Genomic DNA, 20,576 nt, shown 5'->3' with positions numbered 1-20,576 from the left:
TAATCTATGCAAAATTATACGCTTTCGCAAATTGCGGAACTTCTAAGCGCCGAGCTACAAGGTGATGGCGCTTTAGAAATTAAAAAAATAGCAACACTTGCAAATGCCCAGACTGGGCATATTGCATTTTTAGCGAACAAGAAATATCGCTCTCAGCTTGAAACAACACAAGCCAGTGCTGTGATACTGAGTCCTGAGGATGCGCCTTATTTTTCAGGCAACAAAATCATCGTCGCCAATCCGTATGTGAATTACGCCAAACTCGCTCAGTTAATGGATACCACGCCACGTAGTGCCATTAGTGGTATACACCCAAGTGCGGTTATACATGCCAGTGCGCAAGTCAGTAAAAGCGCAGCCATAGGCGCGAATGTTGTAATTGAAGCTGACGCTGTGATTGGCGATAACGTACAAATTGGTCCGAACAGTTTTATTGGTGAACGTGTTAAAATAGGCTCAGGCACCAAACTATGGTCAAGTGTGAGCGTTTATCATGATGTTGAGATTGGCGCAGACTGTTTATTTCAAGCGAATACTGTTATTGGCAGCGACGGTTTTGGTTATGCGAATGAACGTGGTCAGTGGCTTAAAATTCCACAACTAGGCTCAGTGATCATTGGCGATAAAGTCGAAATTGGTGCAAGCACCACCATAGATCGTGGTGCACTCGATGATACTATTATTCACAGTAACGTTATTATTGATAATCAGTGTCAAATAGCACACAACGTTGAAGTTCAGTCAGGCACTGCAATTGCCGGTTGTACTGTACTTGCAGGCAGTGTCAGCATAGGTAAAAATTGCCAGATTGGCGGCATGACCGCAATTAACGGTCACATGTCTGTATGTGATGGTGTTATAATTACTGGTATGAGTATGGTGACTAAATCAATCACCGAACCGGGTATTTACTCATCCGGTATGCCTCATACGACTAACAAAGAATGGCGAAAGTCAATTGCTCATTTGCGTAACCTTTCAGACATGAAGTCACGTCTAAAAGCGCTTGAAGCATTGAATAAGTCATGAACGTTGAACACTAATAAGGATGCTATTTTGGCAAACGAATTAAATAGCCTTGATATTCAAGAAATTTTAAGTTTATTACCGCACCGTTACCCGATGCTACTGATTGATCGCGTTATAGATTTCACCCCTGGTGAATCGTTACATGCAATTAAAAACGTATCGATTAATGAACCCATTTTCACCGGCCATTTCCCAAACCAGCCGATTTTTCCTGGTGTGCTAATATTAGAGTCAATGGCACAAGCAACGGGTCTATTAGGGTTTAAAACGGTTGAAAATCGTAGTGAAAACGAACTTTACCTATTTGCAGCCGTAGACAATGCTCGTTTCAAGCAGCCGGTTGTGCCAGGTGATACCATGCATCTTCATGTTAAGTTTTTAAAAGAGCGTCGTAACATATGGAAATTTGCGGCTGAAGCTAAAGTTGACGGCAAAACAGTGTGTAGCGCCGAAATCATGTGTGCTAGAAGAGAGTTTTAATTGTGATCCATGCTACGGCAATAATCGAACCGGGTGCAAAACTTGGTAACAATGTGTCAGTTGGACCATACAGTTACATCGGTAATGATGTTGTTATTGGTGATGACTGTATTATTGAGTCTCACGTTGTTGTTAAAGGGCCTGCTACTATTGGCTCTGGTAACCATATTTTTCAGTTTGCTTCTGTGGGCGAAGCCTGCCAAGACAAAAAATATAACAACGAACCAACAAGCTTAATTATTGGCGACAATAATGTTATTCGTGAATGTGCGACTATTCATCGCGGTACAATCCAAGATGAAGGTGTTACCAAAATAGGTAGCAATAACTTATTTATGGCTTACACACACGTTGCACACGATGCGGTGATTGGCGATAACGTTATTTTTGCAAATAATGCCAGTGTAGCGGGTCACGTTCATGTTGGTGATTGGGTTATTTTAGCGGGTAACTCAGGTGTGCATCAATTTTGTAAAATTGGTGCTCATGCATTTGTTGGTATGTATTCTGGTGTAAATAAAGACGTACCTCCTTTTGTTACCACCATTGGGATGCCAGCAGGCCCTGCAGCAATCAATACCGAAGGTATGAAACGCCGTGGTTTTGAAAGCGATGAGATAATGGCAGTACGCCGCGCGTACAAAGCGTTTTATCGCAAGAGCCTAGGCGTTGATGAAGCGATAGAATCGCTTTCAGAAGACGCTGAAAAATACCCAGCGGTGCAGCTGATGATTGATTTTGTTAAAAGCTCAGAGCGCGGTATCGTGCGTTAATAAAGAGCATTTTAATTTATAAAAAAACCACCTTTGAGTAATCAAGGTGGTTTTTTATTAGCTGATATTTGATCAATAACTCAGCCATGAAGTGCATGTTGCTATGTTTATTAAATTCAGTCTCTACTCAGGCTTACCTTATTACACTCCCTACACATTTTCCTATAAAGTATTAATAATGAAACGGATAAAGTTAGTATTGCTTTCAATGCTATTGGTTATGTTAACTGCTTGTAGTACTGCGCCAAGGCAAATAATTAATCAACAAAGTGATATGTCAGAGCGAGGTAAAGCATCATTCTATGCAGACAAATATCATGGCAGAACCACGGCTAATGGCGAACGTTTTAGCCAACAGGCGGCAACGGCTGCGCACCTAAGACTCCCATTTGGTACAAAAGTGAAAGTTACCAATATTGCTAATAATAAGTCTGTAGTGGTCAGAATTAATGACAGGGGGCCTTATATTCGGGGGCGAATTATTGATTTATCTAAGGCGATGTTTAAAAAAATAGCCGACCCTAAAGTCGGCGTTATTGATGTAACGGTCACCGTTATTGATAAAAGTAATACTGCTAAGGACTAAAAGCGGGTCGTTAACGCCACATAGTCAGGGTGTTCATTGAGCAATTGTTGATGTGAACCTTGAGCGATGATTTGTCCACTGTCTAACCAGATGACACTATCCATTTGCGATAACAACGCTGGATCATGAGTAATTGTTAATACACTAGCATGCTCTTTTAGCTGTAAAATACTGTTCATAACGGCTTGTTTAGAAATATTATCGAGCCCTTCAGTGGGTTCATCGAGCACTACAATGGCGGGTTGTTGCAGCAGCGCTTGTGCCAAGGCAATGCGTCTTGACTGGCCTTGAGAGACACTGCGTCCCCCTGTGCCTAAACGAGTATTTAAGCCTTCTTTTAGCGCGCTAAACCAGTTACCCAGCTCGGCTTGTTTTAACGCCGCTGTCATTTGTTGCGGTGTTGCATCAGGTGCCGCATAGGCAAGATTATCGCTTAATGTACCATCAAAAATATGATGCTGCTGGGCTAAAATATTTAATGTTTTTGCACGGCTTTCATTATTTAAATTATGCAGGTTTATTGTTTCTTTTTCGTTTTGTAAGCTAATTGCACCTTGTTGCAGAGGCCATAAACCGCTTAGTAAATTCACTAAGGTTGTTTTACCACTGCCGCTTCTACCAACAATCGCCACTTTATGCTTTGCAGGTAGCTCAAAACTCACATTATTTAATGCCTGCTTTTGGCCATAGTGGTAGCTAATTTTATCTAGCGAAAGTGTCCATTTTTTATTTTTTGAATTAATTACTTGTGACGGTACCTCGTTTTTCTTTAGTACTTTATCTTCAAGGGTAAATAGTCGCTCAGCTGCTTTTAATACATTAGGTAGTTCAATAAACGCGTTGGGTAGTAACAATACGCTTTCAAAACTGGCCAGTACAAACAAACTCAACATCGCCAATTCAACATTTACCATCTCGGCGCTAAACACCAGCGGCACAATAGTGACAATGCTGGCGAGCATAGCCAGTTGCACTATGAGTAAGCTCAAACCATCAGCATTGCCAAGAGCCTTATGACGAATAAATAATTGCTGATTATACTGCTTACTTAACTGATCACACTTAGTGAGTTGTTGGTTTCGAGCTTGGTAAATATTTAGTTCTCTAAGACCCGTTAAGGTATCAGATAGCTCAGCTCTTAATTGGGCGCTGAGTAATGTTTCTTGGTGGCTGTTTTTATCTAATTGTCTGCTCAATATAGCGGGTATAACCACCCCAATAACAACGATGCCCGTAAAGCAAATTAAGGCTACACTTGGGCTGTAAGCAGACATAAACAGCATAATAATAGGCACTGTTAGTAGAGCAACTAACATCGGCAGCAACACATTTAAATAAAATTTATCTAGTGCGTCTACATCATTTTGTAAGCGGTTAACTAAATCGGCACTGCGGCTCATAGCCAAATCAAGATTATTAAGTTTACTGAGTGTGGCGAACATATTTACTCGTATTTCACTTAACAATAAAAATGTGGCGTTGTGAGTAACTAAGCGTTCAGCGTAACGTGAAGCGGTGCGCATAATCGCCAAAAAACGAATGGTGCCAGCTGGGGTAAAGTAGTTCATATGGACGCCTGCAATTCCTGCGGCAGCCATTGAAGCTAAAAACCAGCCGGAAATAGCGAGTAAGCCTACATTAGCTAGCACCGTGAGTGACGCTAGAAACGTCCCTAAAAGCATCGCTTTATAATGAGGGCGGCACAATTTAAGTAAACGAATAAAGTTAGTCATTAGTCGCTCCATGTTGCGCTGTTTGCAGCAGCTTTGCAAATTCGCCAGCTTGCTGGCTGAGCGTTATAAAGTCGCCTTGCTGAGCGATGGCACCGTTTTCCATAACGATAAGTTGTTTGGCATTTCTTACTGTATTTAAGCGGTGCGCTATGGTGATCACTAAGTGTTCTTTTGCATACTCAGCAATAGCGTTTTGAATGAGCTGTTCAGTTTGACTGTCTAAATGAGCGGTTGGCTCATCAAGCATTAAAATAGGGGCGTTTTTTAAAAATGCACGAGCTAAAGCAATACGCTGCTTTTGCCCTCCAGAGAGCCCTTCGCCTTGTTCACCTATTAAGGTGTTAAACCCATCAGGTAAGTCGTTAATAAATTCCAGCGCACCAGCTTGCTGCGCCGCCTGCTCAAGTGCTGCATTTGAAACGCCTGGGTTACCTAGCTTTATATTAGCGCCAATGGTGTCGAAAAATAAGGTTGGCTTTTGTGGGATCCAGGCAATGTTTTGTTGTAATTGGCTTATATCGGCTGTCGTCAATGGTTGTTGGTCAATGGATATGTGTTGTATTACTTCTGGGTGAAAACCAAGCATGCAATCAAGTAGGGTGCTCTTACCTGAGCCGCTAGCTCCCACAATGGCTACTAGTCCTGTGTTTGGCAGGGTTAAATTAATATTATTAATTCCCTCATTGCTATTAGGGTAACTAAAATTGAGATCATGGACGCTGATAGTGCTGTTACCCTCCATGTTTATATGAGCTGTGTGGTTATTATTTTTTGATGGCAGTGGTGCATTTAAAATGATTAGCATATCTGCAGCAGCACTAATTCCTTGTAAGCGCGCATGATAATGGCTGCCTAATTGGCGAAGCGGTAAGTAAAATTCAGGCGCTAGCAGCAATACTACAAAGCCGGTTGCAAAATCGAGCGTGCCAAAAAATAATCTAAAACCAATAATAACCGCTACCAGTGCCACACTAATTGTGGCTAAAAACTCCAGTGCAAAAGAAGATAAAAAAGCAATTTTTAACACGCTTAGCGTTGCATGCCTAAAATCATCTGAAATTTGGGCTATTTGCTTTAGCTCTTTGCGCGTAGCATTAAACAATTTTAGTTGGGTAAGCCCTTGTATGCGGTCAAAAAAGTAGTTGCCTAATACCGCCAGTTGTTGCCAGCGCTTTTGGTTAAGCGCTTCTGCCTTATGACCAACTAGAATCATAAAAAACGGAATAAGTGGTGCGGTTAATAAAAATATCAGTCCTGCTTTATAATCGGTCGGAAATATAACCACTAATATTGCCAGAGGAATAAGCGCACTATAGGCAACCCCTGGTAAGTACTTTGCATAGTAGTCATGCAGAGCTTCTACACCATTGTGCAGCGTGTTGAGCGTAGCGCCTTGGCCGTGTTGTTCTATATAACTTGGCCCAAGTAGCGTGAGTTTATCGAGTAAAGTTTGGCGAATAGCCGATTTGATTTTAAGCGCTGCAAATGCGCTTAAGCGCTCACTTAACGCTAAAAAAATGGCGCGAAGTAAAATAATACCCGCTAAAGGCCATAAAAAGTGGGTTACTTGGGCTAAATTACGACCTTCAAACATCACATCATGAATGGTTTGTGCAAGTAAATAAGCGCCTGCAATCATTAAAATCGCATTAACTGTACCTAGGGCAATGCTTAGCTTTAACCACATTGCTGCCGGCTTACTTTGCTGCTTTAAAAAAGCGCGCAGAGACTGTTGCTGCGCGCGATTAGGTCGGGGGTTAGTCGTCATTATGAGTTGTATTATGCTCGTTTAATAAATCATGGGTGGCTTGTTCATCATCAGCAATGCTGTTTTTATTTTGATGAAACTCATACCACATTACATTTATTACGCCTAAGGTACAGGCAAGTAATACACCTAAAATCCACGCGAAATACCACATAATTTAGTCTCCTTAATAGCTGCCGTGAGGGTTGTTTTCAATTTCATCAACCGTCACTCTGCGCCACATTTTTACATAACACCACGTGGTGTAGGCTAAAATGAGTGGCACAAATATAACCACAGCAATAAACATAACATTGAGTGTTCTGTGGCTTGATACCGCATCCCAAATGGTTAAGCTAATATCAGGGTTGTTGCTTGAGGGCATGATAAATGGGAATAACGAAACGCCCGCGGTCATAATCACTCCAATTAACATCACACTGGTTGCCAGTAAGCCTAAAGCGGGTTTATTTACTTTAGAAAACAGCAGTGCACACAGTGCCATTGCAAATGCCAAAATAGGGAAGGTCATTGTCCATGGGCGTTCGCTGTAGTTATTAAGCCATGCGCCTTGGGCGGTTGTGACTACTTTTGCCAGTGGATCTGCATGGCCTTGAGTATCACCCATAGAAACAATTTGATAGCCCGTTAGGTTGGCAACCCACACACCAGCCGCCGCAAATAACACTATAAAGGCAAGTAATGAGTAGCGACCGTATTGTCCTGAGCGCTCAGCGACCTGATCTGCGGTGCGCAGTTGTAGCCACATTCCCGCGTGTGCAATTAACATGGTAATACTAACTAAGCCGGCAATGAGCGCAAACGGATTAAGTAAAGCAAAAAACGACCCTTGGTAACTGACTCTTAATAAATTATCGATATTAAACGGTACACCCAAAAACAAGTTACCAAACGCGACACCAAATACCAGCGCAGGTATGGCACTACCGGCAAACAAGCCCCAGTCCCAGTTATTACGCCAGCGTTTAGAGTCAACTTTAGAGCGATAATCAAAGCCAAGAGGCCTAAAAAATAATGCAAATAACACCAGCATCATGGCAAAGTAAAAACCAGAAAACGCTGCCGCATAAACCATAGGCCACGCTGCAAACAAAGCACCGCCTGCAGTAATAAACCATACTTGGTTACCATCCCAGTGGGCACCAATGGTATTAATAACGGTACGCCGTTCACTGTCTGTTTTGCCCACAATACGCAGTAACATGGCAACGCCCATATCCATACCATCGGTAATGGCAAAACCAATTAACAGCACACCAATAATTAACCACCAGAGCATTTTTAATGTTTCATAATCAAAAATCATGATAGTTCTCCTTTAGCAGCCGTGCTGTGATCAGGTAATTCAAAATGGTACTTACCGGTATGCAAAGAGCTTGGGCCTTGCTTAATAAATTTAATCATTAACCATGCTTCAACAATCGCCAATCCAGTATAGAAAACAATAAAACCAGTTAAGCTAATTAAAATATCATTTACCGTCAGCGATGACGTTGCTAAAAAGGTCGGTAATACTTCAGAAATAGCCCATGGCTGGCGGCCATATTCAGCCACAATCCAACCAAATTCAATAGCAATCCAAGGCAGAGGAATGCTCAATACCGCCGCCCACAACAACCAACGTTTTTGTTCAATAATACGATGGGCGTTGTAATAAAAAGAGAGAATAAACACGCCAAGCATAATTACGCCACAGCCAACCATAATCCTAAATGACCAAAACATAGGGCCCACTTTAGGGAAGGAGTCTTTAACGGCTTGTTGTATTTGTGCCTCGCTGGCATCTACCACATTAGGAGTGTAACGTTTAAGTAATAAGCCATAGCCTAAATCATCTTTGACGTTATCAAACTTTTCGATATTTGCAGGGGTATCGTCACCTGCGCGAAGTTTTTCTAGGTATTCATAAGCAATCATGCCATTGCGAATACGCTTTTCGTGTTTTTTCTCAAGATCTGAAATACCAATCACTTGCTCATCAAGTGAGCGAGTTGCAATAATCCCTAATGCGTAGGGAATTTTTACTGCAGCATGAGTGACTTGCTCTTCTGAGTCAGGGAAACCTATTGCAGTAAAGGCTGCTGGAGCTTCTTCTGTATGCCATTCAGCTTCTATTGTCGCGAGTTTTACTTTTTGTACTTCACCGACTTCGTAACCAGATTCATCACCGAGTAAAATAACACACAAAATAGAGGCTAAACCAAAGCCAGACGCCACCGAGAACGACCGTTTAGCAAATGCCAAATCACGTCCTTTTAATATGTACCAGCTACTAATTCCAAGTACAAACATAGAGGCGGCCACATAACCTGCAGACACAGTATGAATAAACTTAACTTGAGCTACCGGGTTAAATACCAGCTCTGCAAAACTAGTCATTTCCATACGCATGGTTTGATAGTTAAACTCAGCCCCTACTGGATTTTGCATCCACGCATTAGCGACTAAAATCCACAGCGCAGACATATTTGTGCCCAGCGCCATTAAAAATGTGACCCCTAAATGCTGGCGTTTAGAGAGCCTATCCCAACCTAAAAAGAACATTCCCACAAAGGTTGATTCTAAAAAGAAGGCCATTAAGCCTTCAATGGCCAGTGGCGCACCAAATACATCACCCACATAATGCGAGTAATACGACCAGTTAGTACCAAACTCAAATTCCATGGTGAGGCCCGTCGCCACGCCAATAGCAAAGTTAATACCAAATAACTTGCCCCAAAACTTAGTCATATCACGATAAATTTCGCGACCGGTCATAACATAAACCGATTCCATGATAACTAAAATCCAGGTCATACCGATTGTTAACGGCACAAATAAAAAATGAAATAGAGCGGTGACAGCAAACTGTAATCGCGATAGATCCACAAAGGTTTCATCTATCATTTTTGGCTCCTTTGGTTGTGATGCAGTGACAGCACAAAGCAATTGTTAATGTTTTAATAAACTTTCAGTAATTTCTGAAAGTTTGCATCATTATTAGCGTTTGTACAATTTTTGTCAATATGTATATTAGAAAACTTTAATATACTATGACATTACATCAGTCTATAAAATACGCAATCATCAATTAAGAGTAAGTTAGAAAAAAGTGGTGTGTTTTAAGCGTTTAACCTAGCCTTAAAACACGGTAAACTAATCGGTATGAATGCCGGGTTTACTTGTGAAAAAATAGCAAATGAAAAAAGATAAAAAACAACTACGAATTGGTATTGTGGCAGGTGAACTGTCGGGCGATATTTTAGGTGAAGGGCTCATAAAAGCGCTTAAAATACACTTTCCTGATGCCACTTTTGAAGGTATTGCAGGCCCTAAAATGCAAGCTCAAGGCTGCAAAACGCTGTTTGATATGGATGAGTTGTCGGTTATGGGCTTGGTTGAAGTCCTAGGCCGTTTACCGCGCTTGCTAAAAATCCGCAAACAACTCGTGCAGCACTTTGTTAATAACCCTCCTGATGTATTTATTGGTATTGATGCGCCGGACTTTAATTTACGTGTAGAAAAACCGTTAAAAGATGCAGGCATCAAAACCGTGCAATACGTAAGCCCTTCAGTGTGGGCGTGGCGTGAAAAACGTATTCACACTATAAGTGCAGCAACTAACTTAGTATTGGCTTTATTGCCTTTTGAAAAAGAATTTTACGACAAACACCAAGTACCGTGTACTTTTGTAGGCCATACATTAGCTGACGACATTGCACTTAAGCACGACGATAGCCAAGCCCGCAGCCAACTAGGCTTAAGTGCTGATGATAAGGTGTTAGCGTTATTGCCCGGGAGCCGGGGCTCAGAAGTGGGCTTGTTAAGCGAAACTTACATAAAAACAGCGACGCAGTTACAAGCGCAGAACCCTGCATTAAAAGTCGTGGTGCCACTGGTGAACGAAAAGCGCAAAGCGCAGTTTATTGCTATTTTAAATGCCACAGCGCCCTCACTTAATGTTAACTTACTGGATGGGCAATCAAATTTAGCCATGCAAGCCGCCGATGCTATATTGCTTGCATCAGGTACAGCAACGCTTGAGGGCATGTTATATAAAAAGCCAATGGTGGTTGGTTATAAAATTAAACCCATGAGTTACTGGATTTTTAAAACCTTATTTACCTTTAATATTAAATATTTTTCGCTACCCAATTTATTGGCAGATGAAGAGTTAGTACCAGAGTTTTTACAAAGTGAGTGTAATGTCGCTAACTTAACAGCAGCACTTACCCCTATGCTCAATAGCGATAATAAAGAATTAAAAGCACGCTTTTTAGCCATACATGAAAAAATTAGATTAGATGCAAGTAAACAAGCTGCAAATGCAGTGGCGGAGTTAATAGATGCAAATTGAACGACCCAATGTAACCTTAATAGCCGGTGTGGATGAAGTTGGTCGTGGACCGCTGGTGGGTGATGTGGTTACAGCCGCTGTTATTTTAAATCCCGCTAAACCGATTGCTGGCCTTGCCGACTCTAAAAAATTAACCGATAAAAAGCGCCAATTATTAGCCATCGAAATAAAAGAAAAAGCACTGTGTTACGCCATTGGCCGTTGTAGCCCCAGTGAAATAGATGAGTTAAATATATTACAAGCCACTATGCTTGCTATGAGCCGCGCGGTGGAAGCGCTTAGCACAGTGCCTGAATTTGTGTTTGTAGATGGAAACCGCCTTCCTAAATTAGCCATGCCCGCACAAGCGGTGGTAAAAGGCGATAGCCTAGTTGCTGAAATATCAGCCGCGTCTATTTTAGCAAAAGTTGCCCGGGATGATGAAATGATTGAACTTGATGCACGCTACCCACAATATGGGTTTGCAGGGCATAAGGGGTATCCAACTAAGGCACATTTTGCAGCGCTTGAACAATACGGTGCGATAGATGAGCATCGCAAGAGCTTTAAACCTGTGCAGCGTGTGCTTGCGCTTTCGGGTAAGGAGTAATTATGGCGGCTCCTGAATTTGTTCATCTAAGAGTTCACTCAGACTTTTCAATGGTTGATGGTTTGGCAAAAACCAAACCAATCGTCGCTAAAGCACAAGAGCTTGAAATGCCAGCGTTGGCAATTACCGATCAAATGAACTTTTGTGGTCTGGTGCGTTTTTATGGCGCAGCGCATAATGCGGGTATTAAGCCGATTGTTGGTGCGGATTTTTGGGTACGTAGCCCAGAATTCCCCGACGAACCAAGCCGATTAACATTATTAGCCAAAGATAACATTGGCTATAAAAATATTACTTTATTGATCTCTAAAGCCTATCAACGTGGCCATGTTTTTCATCGCCCTGTCATTGACCGTGAGTGGTTAGTTGATTTAAAAGAGGGGCTTATCATACTCTCGGGCGCCAAAGATGGCGATTTAGGAAAAGCCTTAATAAAAGGTAACCCCGCTATTGTTGAGTCGGTGGTCAGTTTTTATAAACAGCATTTTAGCGATCATTATTATATAGAGCTTATTCGTACCAACCGTGCTCAAGAAGAAAATTATTTGCACATGGCGGTGGAGCTTGCAACAAATGAGCAATTGCCAGTAGTGGCCACCAATGAAGTGGTATTTTTAAAACCTGAAAACTTTGAAGCCCATGAAATTCGTGTGGCTATTTTTGATGGTTACACTCTAGATGATAAACGCCGACCAAAGCGTTTTTCACAAGAGCAATACCTAAAAACGCCAGAACAAATGGCAGAGCTATTTAGTGATATTCCAGAAGCGCTACAAAATACCGTAGAAATTGCAAAGCGCTGTAATGTAACCGTGCAATTAGGTGAGTATTTCCTACCAGATTACCCGACGGGCTCACTAAAAATTGATGAGTTTTTGGTTAAAGTGTCACAAGACGGCCTTGAAGAACGATTACAGTTTTTATTTCCTGACGAGCAAGAACGTCAAGAAAAACGTGGCGAATACGATGAACGTTTAAAAATAGAACTTGATGTAATTAACCAAATGGGATTCCCTGGTTACTTCTTGATCGTAATGGAGTTTATTCAGTGGAGTAAAGATAACAATATTCCAGTAGGCCCAGGGCGTGGTTCAGGTGCGGGTTCATTAGTGGCTTATGCCCTTAAAATTACCGACCTTGATCCGCTCGAATTTGACCTACTCTTCGAGCGATTCTTAAACCCTGAACGTGTTTCTATGCCCGACTTTGACGTCGACTTTTGCATGGATAGGCGTGATGAAGTAATTGATCATGTATCGGCCTTGTATGGCCGTGACGCGGTATCGCAAATTATTACCTTTGGTACTATGGCAGCAAAAGCGGTAATACGCGATGTAGGCCGGGTACTTGGTCATCCGTATGGGTTTGTCGATCGTATTTCTAAGCTTATTCCGGGCGACCCTGGGATGACACTGGCTAAAGCATTTGACGTAGAACCCCGTTTGCAAGAAGCCTACGACGGCGATGAAGAAGTTAAAGACTTAATCGACATGTGTCGTATTCTTGAGGGCTGTACGCGTAATGCCGGTAAACATGCCGGGGGGGTTGTAATATCGCCGACCACCATTACCGATTTTGCGGCGCTCTATTGCGATGACGAAGGCAAGTTTCCTGTTACCCAGTTTGATAAAAACGATGTAGAAACCGCCGGTTTAGTTAAGTTTGACTTTTTAGGCTTACGTACGCTCACCATATTACAGTGGGCGCTGGATATGACCAATGAGCGCTTAAAGCGTGAAGGCAAACAGCCGGTCGATATCAACACCATTCCATTGGATGATAAAAAAAGTATAGAGTTACTGCTGCGCGCTGAAACCACCGCGGTATTCCAGCTAGAATCACGCGGCATGAAAGACCTAGTCCGCCGATTAAAGCCCGATTGCTTTGAAGATATGATAGCCCTAGTGGCCTTGTTCCGCCCAGGTCCACTGCAATCAGGCATGGTAGATAACTTCATCGACCGAAAGCTCGGCAGAGAAGAAATCTCATACCCCGATGCGCAATACCAACACGAAAGTTTAAAGCCGATTCTTGAGCCGACATACGGCATTATTTTGTATCAAGAACAAGTTATGCAAATAGCGCAGGTGCTGGCCGGTTATACACTGGGTGGCGCTGATATGTTACGTCGTGCTATGGGTAAGAAAAAGCCTGAAGAAATGGCAAAACAGCGCTCAACCTTTGAAGAAGGCGCACGTAACAACGGTATTGACGGCGAACTGGCAATAAAAATATTTGACTTGGTTGAAAAGTTTGCGGGTTACGGTTTTAACAAATCTCACTCAGCAGCTTATGCATTAGTATCGTATCAAACGCTGTGGATGAAAACGCATTATCCGGCCGAGTTTATGGCGGCGGTAATGTCGGCTGATATGGATAACACCGACAAAATAGTAACGCTGGTGGATGAGTGTGAAAACATGAAACTCACTTTGTTACCGCCCGATGTAAACGCGGGTGAATACAAGTTTACTGTTAACCTTCAAGGTGAAATTGTTTACGGCATAGGGGCAATTAAAGGCGTAGGTGAAGCGCCGGTTGATGCCATATTAGAGGCGCGAGCAAAAGGCGGCCCATTTAAAGACCTATTTGATTTTTGTGCGCGTGTTGATTTAAAACGCTTAAATAAACGCGTTACCGAGAAATTAATTTATGCAGGCGCATTAGACCAACTAGGGCCTGAAAAAACTCAGCCAGGGCGAGCAACACTATTAGCCAGCTTAAAAGATGCGATGCGCGCAGCCGATCAGCACAACAAAGCTGAATTATTAGGGCAAAGTGATTTATTTGGTTTATTGGCTACAGAGCCTGATGAAGTAGAGCAAGCGTTTATAAAAGCAACACCGCTTACGGATAATCAGTGGCTTGATGGCGAAAAAGACACCCTAGGCCTTTATTTAACCGGACATCCTATAAACCAGTATCGACGAGAGCTTGGGCATTATACCAGTGGGCGACTCATCGACTTACAACCAACTAATCGTGATGTAGTCTCAACCGGAGCAGGTTTAGTGATTGCAGCGAGAACCTTAATTAATAAAAAAGGAAATCGTTGGGGGCTGATAACTTTAGATGACAAAAGCGCCCGAATTGATGTACGCTTGTTTCCAGAACAGTTTGAAATGTACCAAGATATGTTGCAAATCAACAATATTTTGGTGATATCCGGACAGGTCAGCTTTGATAACTTCTCTGGTGGTATTACAATGACCGCCAGAGAAATAAACACCATTGCTCAGGCGCGTGAAAAGCGTATAAAAGCGATTAAGATGACGCTGAATATGGTGCAGATCGAGGCTGGTTTCTTCGATAAATTACAAAAAGTACTCGAACCATACAAAATGGGAACGTGTCCGATCAAGGTATATTATCAACGCCCCGATGCGTTGGTGCAATTAACCCTAGGGATCGAATGGTGTGTTACGCCAAGTGACGACTTAATTCATAAGTTATCGCTGATGGCAGCGCAAAATGTAGAACTAGAATTTAACTAATTAGGTAGTTTAGAGCATGAGCCTCAATTATCTTGATTTTGAGCTTCCAATTGCAGAATTAGAAGCAAAAATTGAAGAATTACAAAATGTAAGCCGCGCTGGCGAATTAGACCTTGGATTAGAAGAGGAAGTCAGTAAACTTAAAGAAAAGAGCGCACAAATGAAGGAGAAAATTTTCTCTGAACTAGGCGCTTGGCAAGTATCACAGTTAGCACGTCATCCGTTGCGTCCTTATACTCGAGATTATATCGAGCGTATTTTTACGGAATTTGACGAATTTGCGGGTGATCGCACGTTTGCTAACGACCCTGCCATTTTAGGCGGCGTAGCCCGTTTAGATGGTGAGCCAGTAATGGTGATCGGTCAGCAAAAAGGCCGTGGTACTGCTGAAAAAATCAAACGTAATTTTGGCATGCCAAAACCTGAAGGTTACCGTAAAGCATTGCGCTTAATGGAAATGGCAGAGCGTTTTAAAATGCCAATCATGACCTTTATCGACACCCCAGGTGCATACCCTGGTGTTGGCGCTGAAGAGCGTGGTCAGTCTGAAGCAATTGCACGTAACCTAAAAGTAATGGCCGCACTTAAAGTACCAACAATTTGTACTGTTATTGGTGAAGGTGGTTCAGGTGGTGCATTAGCCATTGGTGTGGGCGACAGAGTAAACATGTTGCAATACAGCACTTACTCGGTTATTTCACCAGAGGGTTGTGCCTCTATTTTATGGAAAAGTGCTGACAAAGCACCATTGGCTGCAGAGGCAATGGGTGTAACAGCAGAGCGTGTTAAAGAGCTAGATTTAATTAATAATTTAGTTGAAGAGCCTCTAGGCGGCGCGCACCGTAATTATGATGCGATGGCACGTAACTTAAAAGTACGCCTTAAGCGAGATTTAGCAGACCTACAAGCGTTATCGCTTGAAGAGATGCTTGACCAACGTTACAAGCGTTTAATGTCGTTTGGTTATTGTTAAAAATAGCTAAATATAGAAAAAAGCCGCCTATGCGGCTTTTTTTGTTTTAAAATACCGTAACGTAGAGCCTTTATTGTTCGGGTTATTAGCAATTTACTCATTGGGTATATTAATGCACAAAACACCTATTTATCTGCAGGTAAAAAAAGCCCTTAATCACTACTTAGAAAATGGGCAATTCACATTTACAGTAGCCTTATCTGGTGGGGTAGACTCGGTGGTGCTGTTGCAGGTAATGCATGCGTTAAAACAGCAGTGCCCGCAATTAGATTTAAGTGCAATTTATGTCAATCATGGCTTAAGTGATAACGCCCATCACTGGCGGCAATTTTGCCATGCACGCTGTGAGCAGCTTTCAATTGATTTTAAGGCGGCAAACGTCATTATTGAGCCGAAATCGCGCACCAGTATTGAAGCGCAGGCTCGCGAAGCGCGTTATCAAGCGCTTGATGAACACAGCCCAAGTGATAGTGTCATTTTGTTAGGCCAGCATTTAAACGACCAAGTAGAGACATTTCTACTTCGTTTAAAGCGCGGCTCAGGCTTAAAAGGGCTCGGCGCTATGCAGCAAACTCGCGTGCTTGAAAGTGGCCGTGAGTGCTACAGGCCATTACTTGGGGTAAAACGCAGCGACATAGAAGCGTTTGCTCAGCAATTTAATATTAGCCATATTACTGATGAGTCAAACTCCAATGAACGCTTTGATCGTAATTTTTTGCGTCAACAAATAGTGCCTAAGTTGGCTGAGCGTTTTACTGGGTTTGAGCAGTGTACAGCCCGTAGTATAGAATTATTACAACAGCAACAAGCACTGCTTGATGAATATACCCAGCAAGATCTCGCACAGTGTATTAACCAACATCAGGCGCTTAATATACAAAATATGGCTCATTACAGCGCTATTCGCATTGCGAATCTTCTGCGCGCATGGCTGGCTTTATTTACTCATACCATGCCTTCGCAAAAACAGTTAATGCAAATAATGAGTCAGGCTATTCATGCCAAAGCTGATGCGCAAATGGTTATTGAGCTAAGCGATGGACAAATACGCCGTCATCAAGGTTATCTGTATTTTGTGCAACCGACGCCTTTAGCCGTTAATATTGAACACGTAACAAGTCGCGAACTAGTGCTGAATGACGGACAAATACTACAATGCCTGCAGGGAATAGGTATACGCGCCCCTAAACCTGATGAACAAGTCAGTGTTCGTTTTAACTGTAATAGTGCGCGTATTAAACCACTCAAAAAACCAGGCAGTAATACCCTTAAGCATTGGTTTAAAGATGCAAAAGTAGCGCCTTGGCTACGTGCTGATATTCCATTAATTTTTTACAATGATGAGCTAGTTCAAGTGGTTGGCTATTTTATTAGTGATAATCACAAAGATGATACTGGTTTTATTTGGGAGTATAAATCATGAGTCAACAACCTCATGTTGGGCTGTCGCTTATAAATAAGGCACCTACTGGCATATTAATTACGCTATTGATTGCGGTTTTAGCGAATGTATTTTTAACCCTTAATATAATTACATTAGGCTACGCTGTGTTGGGCGGTATGGTATGTGCCGCCATTTTACTTGCCTATTGGTTAGGTAAGGGGGGCGTATTTTTCATTCTAGGGGTGAGTATGCCCTTACTGTTAGTGCTTTTTACACCGCTTGCGACAATTGCCGCATTGCTTAATTTACTCAGTGGCTTCTTTTTTGGCTTTTGCGCCATGTTGCTCATTTATAAGCACGTGATATTAAAAAAGTAGCGTAAAAAAGCCCAGCGGGGGAGGCTAGGCTTTTTAAAAATAATGTTTTTATTACTTAATAGGCTTTTGCGCAGTTTCGCCCAGATGCTTTTGCTTTATATAAGCCTTTATCTGCGCGAGAAAATATCTCGTTCTGGCAATCGTCGCTATTAGTCAGCGTAAAACCAATACTGGCTGTGACGTTGTATTTAGACATAATCGGTGAGTTTCTGACTAAACGCATAATACGTTCAGCCACCACTTTATTGGTGGTAAAAGCCGGGTCTTCGATTAATATTGAAAACTCATCGCCACCAAAGCGAAATACCGAATCAGTCCCCCTAATACTACTAGATAAAACCGCAGCAAACTCGATTAAAACGTCATCGCCAATTTTGTGACCATAGTTGTCATTTACTTGCTTAAAATTATCTAAATCAAGCAGCATTAAACTAAACGAATGACCGTTACGTCGATGATTTTCAAGCTTTTGTAGCAACATGTCATTAAATTGACTACGGTTGTTTAATCCGGTTAATGAATCTTTTGTGGCTAACCTTAATACACGGTTATACATAAGCGCATTACGCAATGGATAAATTAGTACACTATGAAAGTGTTGTAGCTTTTTCTCAATAGCCGCACTAAGCGGATACTTTGTATAATAAGTTAATGTGCCTAAGTACTCATTTTCAACTTTTAAATCAAACGAGTACGCTGGATTTTCAACATCACTATTGGGTGTTTTTACATCAATACTTGTTGCTTTAAAATGCACACCAGAAAAATTAAGCAGTTGTTTTGCAAAATTTGCAAACGTTCCTAAAATATCTTCTAAAACTAAGCTCGTTTGCAGTTTAGCTGCTAGCTCATGCAGTGCTGTCGGTGTATTGCTATTATATTGCTCTGCTGAGAACGGCAAAAATTCGCCGCGACCAGAGATACGTTGTGTCAAAATATGAACGTTTTCCACTATTTCTTCCCCCTATAGTATTACTTTTTATAACTAAGCAGGTTATATGCCATATTTACATTCTGGCTGAAACTTATACGGTTGCTATAGTTAAGTTACATTCCATTGATTGCTTATAAGGATTGCATTGCAAAATATTAATGCTCAGGTTTTTGGACTTTTAGTTGCTGCGGTTCTATTTGTATGGCTATTTAAGCGAATAGGGCTTCCCCCTGTATTAGCTTATTTAGCGGTAGGTTTACTAGCTGGTGGCCATGGCGTTGGTTGGATGGCACAAAGCCATGAAATGGACTTTATTGCTGAGCTGGGTATTGTGTTTTTGTTATTTAGTTTAGGGCTGGAGTTTTCTGTATCGCGCTTAATGGCAATGCGAAATATCGTATTTGGCTTAGGCTCATTGCAAGTCATAGTCAGCAGTATCTTGCTTATTTTAATCCTTTATTTATTAAATTTTAGTTTATTAACTAGTTTTACCATCGGCATTATTATTATGCTCTCCTCTACGGCGGTGGTTGCTAAATTATTAAAAGAGAGTGGTGATTTAAATAAACGCCGAGGGCAATTGGCAATCGGTGTTTTACTATTTCAAGACATTGCGGTTGTGCCGTTACTCATTATTTTGCCATTATTTGCCAGCAGTGATCCCAATAGTATTGGTTGGGCATTACTGTTTGCGCTGACTAAAGGCGCGTTTGTGTGTGTATTGCTATGGGCTATTGGCAAGTGGGTTTTGCCCAAGGTGTTTAAAGAAGTGGCACTAGCACGAAGCGATGAGCTGTTTGTATTAACCACGTTATTGGTGTCTTTGTTTGCCGGGTTACTCACATACTCTTTTGGTTTATCGATGGCATTAGGGGCTTTTTTAGCAGGCATGATGCTAGGGGAGAGCCACTATCGTCATCAATTAGAGGCCGATATTCGCCCGTTTCGCGATATTCTCATGGGGTTATTTTTTGTAACCGTGGGGATGCAGTTAGACATTGGTTTTGTTGTTGATCATGCGGGTATTATTATTGTTGCCTTGATGGGCATCTTAATCTTAAAAATTGCCGTAGTGATGTTATCTTCTTTATTTATGGGAGAGCGAAAACAAGATGCGTTAGCGTGCGCTATAATGTTGTGGCAAATGGGTGAGTTTGGCTTTGTGTTAATTGCACTCGCTGCACAGCATAACTTGCTGAGCGTTGAGCAAGTATCATTTTTAATTGCCATGGGCGTAATTTCTATGGCGCTTACGCCCTATTTAATTGATAAAACCCCTTTTATTTTAAAACGACTAGGCATGTTAGAGCGCGCAAAGTTTGCCTTTGAAGACGAGCTTCAAAGTAGCACGCTTTATCATAACCATGTGGTGATATGCGGTTTTTCTCGCGTAGGACAAACTATTGCCCGCTTTTTATCCCCAGAGGCAATTGATTATGTGGCAATAGAGAGCGACCCCATTTTAGTACAGGAAGGAAAAGCGGCGGGCGAGCCTTTAATATTTGGTCATGTTGAGCAAAAAGATATTTTAAAGTGTGCGGGGGTAGAGCGAGCGCGACTAATCATTATTACTTTTACCGAATTTCAACAAACTCAAATAGTCATTAATGCCATTAAACAGGTTGCACCTAAGGTTAAAATACTCATAAGAACCCGTGATGATAGTCAGTTAGAGCGCTTAAAAGCGCTAGGGGTTACTGAGGTTGTGCCTGAGGCGCTTGAAGCAAGCTTAATGTTGGTGTCGCATGTGTTGTCAATGTCTGGTGTGCCAATGAGCCGTATTATTCGCCGTGTTAGTAGTGAGCGACGAAACCGTTATAAATTATTGCATAGCTTTTTTGCCGGCGAAAATATTGACAGCGATACCAACTTGCCAGAGCGTTTAGAGTATTTACATGCAATAGCCTTACCAGATAAAGCATTTGCGGTTAATAAAGCAATTAGCGAACTCAATTTAGCAAAAAGAAAAGTGCTAATTAAGGCGCTTCGCCGCGAGGGCGAAGAAATAGACACACCACAAGAACACACAATATTGTATGCTAATGATATTCTAGTGCTGCAAGGTAAACCACGGCGTGTAGAACGTGTTGAGCATTATTTACTTGATGGTATAGAGTAGC

General features: G+C 41.9%; 17 protein-coding genes. 11 read left to right on the top strand and 6 right to left on the bottom strand.

Going from position 1 to position 20,576, the window contains the following annotated elements; all coding sequences use genetic code 11:
• Window positions 1-6 precede the first annotated feature (6 nt).
• The 4 genes from lpxD to PSM_RS10180 all read left to right on the top strand — a co-directional run bounded on the left by lpxD (window position 7) and on the right by PSM_RS10180 (window position 2,868).
• The gene (gene lpxD / locus PSM_RS10195) at window positions 7-1,029 is read left to right on the top strand and encodes a UDP-3-O-(3-hydroxymyristoyl)glucosamine N-acyltransferase (RefSeq protein ID WP_013465423.1); all 1,023 of its coding nucleotides are present in this window, start codon (window positions 7-9) and stop codon (window positions 1,027-1,029) included.
• A gap of 27 nt (window positions 1,030-1,056) precedes the next feature.
• The gene (gene fabZ, locus PSM_RS10190; RefSeq protein ID WP_008110974.1) at window positions 1,057-1,509 is read left to right on the top strand and encodes a 3-hydroxyacyl-ACP dehydratase FabZ; all 453 of its coding nucleotides are present in this window, start codon (window positions 1,057-1,059) and stop codon (window positions 1,507-1,509) included.
• Between the two features lie 2 nt (window positions 1,510-1,511).
• Window positions 1,512-2,282 (top strand): acyl-ACP--UDP-N-acetylglucosamine O-acyltransferase, encoded by a 771-nt coding sequence (gene lpxA / locus PSM_RS10185; RefSeq protein ID WP_013465422.1) that lies wholly within the window; start codon window positions 1,512-1,514, stop codon window positions 2,280-2,282.
• 178 nt (window positions 2,283-2,460) lie between these two features.
• On the top strand, window positions 2,461-2,868 hold the full coding sequence (locus PSM_RS10180; protein ID WP_013465421.1) for a septal ring lytic transglycosylase RlpA family protein: 408 nt from the start codon (window positions 2,461-2,463) through the stop codon (window positions 2,866-2,868).
• Here the strand turns inward: PSM_RS10180 and cydC are convergent.
• Genes cydC through PSM_RS10155 form a run of 5 tightly spaced genes read right to left on the bottom strand, consistent with a single transcriptional unit; the run spans window position 2,865 to window position 9,255 of the window.
• On the bottom strand, window positions 2,865-4,601 hold the full coding sequence (cydC, locus tag PSM_RS10175) for a thiol reductant ABC exporter subunit CydC (RefSeq protein WP_013465420.1): 1,737 nt from the start codon (window positions 4,599-4,601) through the stop codon (window positions 2,865-2,867). The two genes, PSM_RS10180 and cydC, sit on opposite strands and share 4 nt — an antisense overlap.
• Window positions 4,594-6,369, bottom strand: coding sequence for a thiol reductant ABC exporter subunit CydD (gene cydD / locus PSM_RS10170; protein WP_013465419.1), 1,776 nt, complete (start codon window positions 6,367-6,369; stop codon window positions 4,594-4,596). The genes cydC and cydD overlap by 8 nt, the downstream gene beginning before the upstream one ends.
• The gene (gene cydX, locus PSM_RS10165; protein WP_013465418.1) at window positions 6,359-6,523 is read right to left on the bottom strand and encodes a cytochrome bd-I oxidase subunit CydX; all 165 of its coding nucleotides are present in this window, start codon (window positions 6,521-6,523) and stop codon (window positions 6,359-6,361) included. Before cydX ends, cydD begins: the two co-directional genes overlap by 11 nt.
• A gap of 12 nt (window positions 6,524-6,535) precedes the next feature.
• Window positions 6,536-7,675 (bottom strand): cytochrome d ubiquinol oxidase subunit II, encoded by a 1,140-nt coding sequence (gene cydB / locus PSM_RS10160; protein WP_013465417.1) that lies wholly within the window; start codon window positions 7,673-7,675, stop codon window positions 6,536-6,538.
• Window positions 7,672-9,255, bottom strand: coding sequence for a cytochrome ubiquinol oxidase subunit I (locus tag PSM_RS10155; RefSeq protein WP_013465416.1), 1,584 nt, complete (start codon window positions 9,253-9,255; stop codon window positions 7,672-7,674). Before PSM_RS10155 ends, cydB begins: the two co-directional genes overlap by 4 nt.
• 292 nt (window positions 9,256-9,547) lie before the next feature.
• On the opposite strand from PSM_RS10155, the gene lpxB reads away from it, so the two are divergent.
• The 6 genes from lpxB to PSM_RS10125 all read left to right on the top strand — a co-directional run bounded on the left by lpxB (window position 9,548) and on the right by PSM_RS10125 (window position 17,522).
• Window positions 9,548-10,705 carry a lipid-A-disaccharide synthase gene (gene lpxB, locus PSM_RS10150; protein ID WP_013465415.1) on the top strand — a complete coding sequence of 386 codons (1,158 nt, stop codon included), beginning with the start codon at window positions 9,548-9,550 and terminating at the stop codon, window positions 10,703-10,705.
• Entirely contained in the window at window positions 10,695-11,294 is a 600-nt protein-coding gene (rnhB, locus tag PSM_RS10145; protein WP_008110956.1) for a ribonuclease HII, read from the top strand. The genes lpxB and rnhB overlap by 11 nt, the downstream gene beginning before the upstream one ends.
• A gap of 2 nt (window positions 11,295-11,296) precedes the next feature.
• A complete protein-coding gene (dnaE, locus tag PSM_RS10140; protein ID WP_013465414.1) occupies window positions 11,297-14,788 on the top strand; it encodes a DNA polymerase III subunit alpha in 3,492 nt (1,163 codons plus the stop codon).
• 16 nt (window positions 14,789-14,804) lie between these two features.
• The gene (accA, locus tag PSM_RS10135) at window positions 14,805-15,761 is read left to right on the top strand and encodes an acetyl-CoA carboxylase carboxyl transferase subunit alpha (protein WP_008467493.1); all 957 of its coding nucleotides are present in this window, start codon (window positions 14,805-14,807) and stop codon (window positions 15,759-15,761) included.
• Between the two features lie 112 nt (window positions 15,762-15,873).
• The gene (gene tilS / locus PSM_RS10130; RefSeq protein ID WP_013465413.1) at window positions 15,874-17,184 is read left to right on the top strand and encodes a tRNA lysidine(34) synthetase TilS; all 1,311 of its coding nucleotides are present in this window, start codon (window positions 15,874-15,876) and stop codon (window positions 17,182-17,184) included.
• Window positions 17,181-17,522: a hypothetical protein gene (locus tag PSM_RS10125; RefSeq protein WP_008467489.1), complete on the top strand. Its 342-nt coding sequence runs from the start codon at window positions 17,181-17,183 to the stop codon at window positions 17,520-17,522. The genes tilS and PSM_RS10125 overlap by 4 nt, the downstream gene beginning before the upstream one ends.
• A 55-nt stretch (window positions 17,523-17,577) precedes the next feature.
• Here PSM_RS10125 and PSM_RS10120 read toward each other — a convergent pair whose 3' ends face one another.
• A complete protein-coding gene (locus tag PSM_RS10120; protein ID WP_008467488.1) occupies window positions 17,578-18,474 on the bottom strand; it encodes a GGDEF domain-containing protein in 897 nt (298 codons plus the stop codon).
• A 127-nt stretch (window positions 18,475-18,601) separates the two neighbouring features.
• Between PSM_RS10120 and PSM_RS10115 the strand changes: the two genes are divergently transcribed.
• A complete protein-coding gene (locus PSM_RS10115; protein WP_013465412.1) occupies window positions 18,602-20,575 on the top strand; it encodes a monovalent cation:proton antiporter-2 (CPA2) family protein in 1,974 nt (657 codons plus the stop codon).
• Window position 20,576 lies beyond the last annotated feature (1 nt).

Source organism: Pseudoalteromonas sp. SM9913, assembly GCF_000184065.1.
Lineage (GTDB): Bacteria > Pseudomonadota > Gammaproteobacteria > Enterobacterales > Alteromonadaceae > Pseudoalteromonas > Pseudoalteromonas tetraodonis.
The sequence above is the reverse complement of the archived record's forward strand: the minus strand, read 5'-3'. Positions and strand labels throughout refer to the sequence as shown.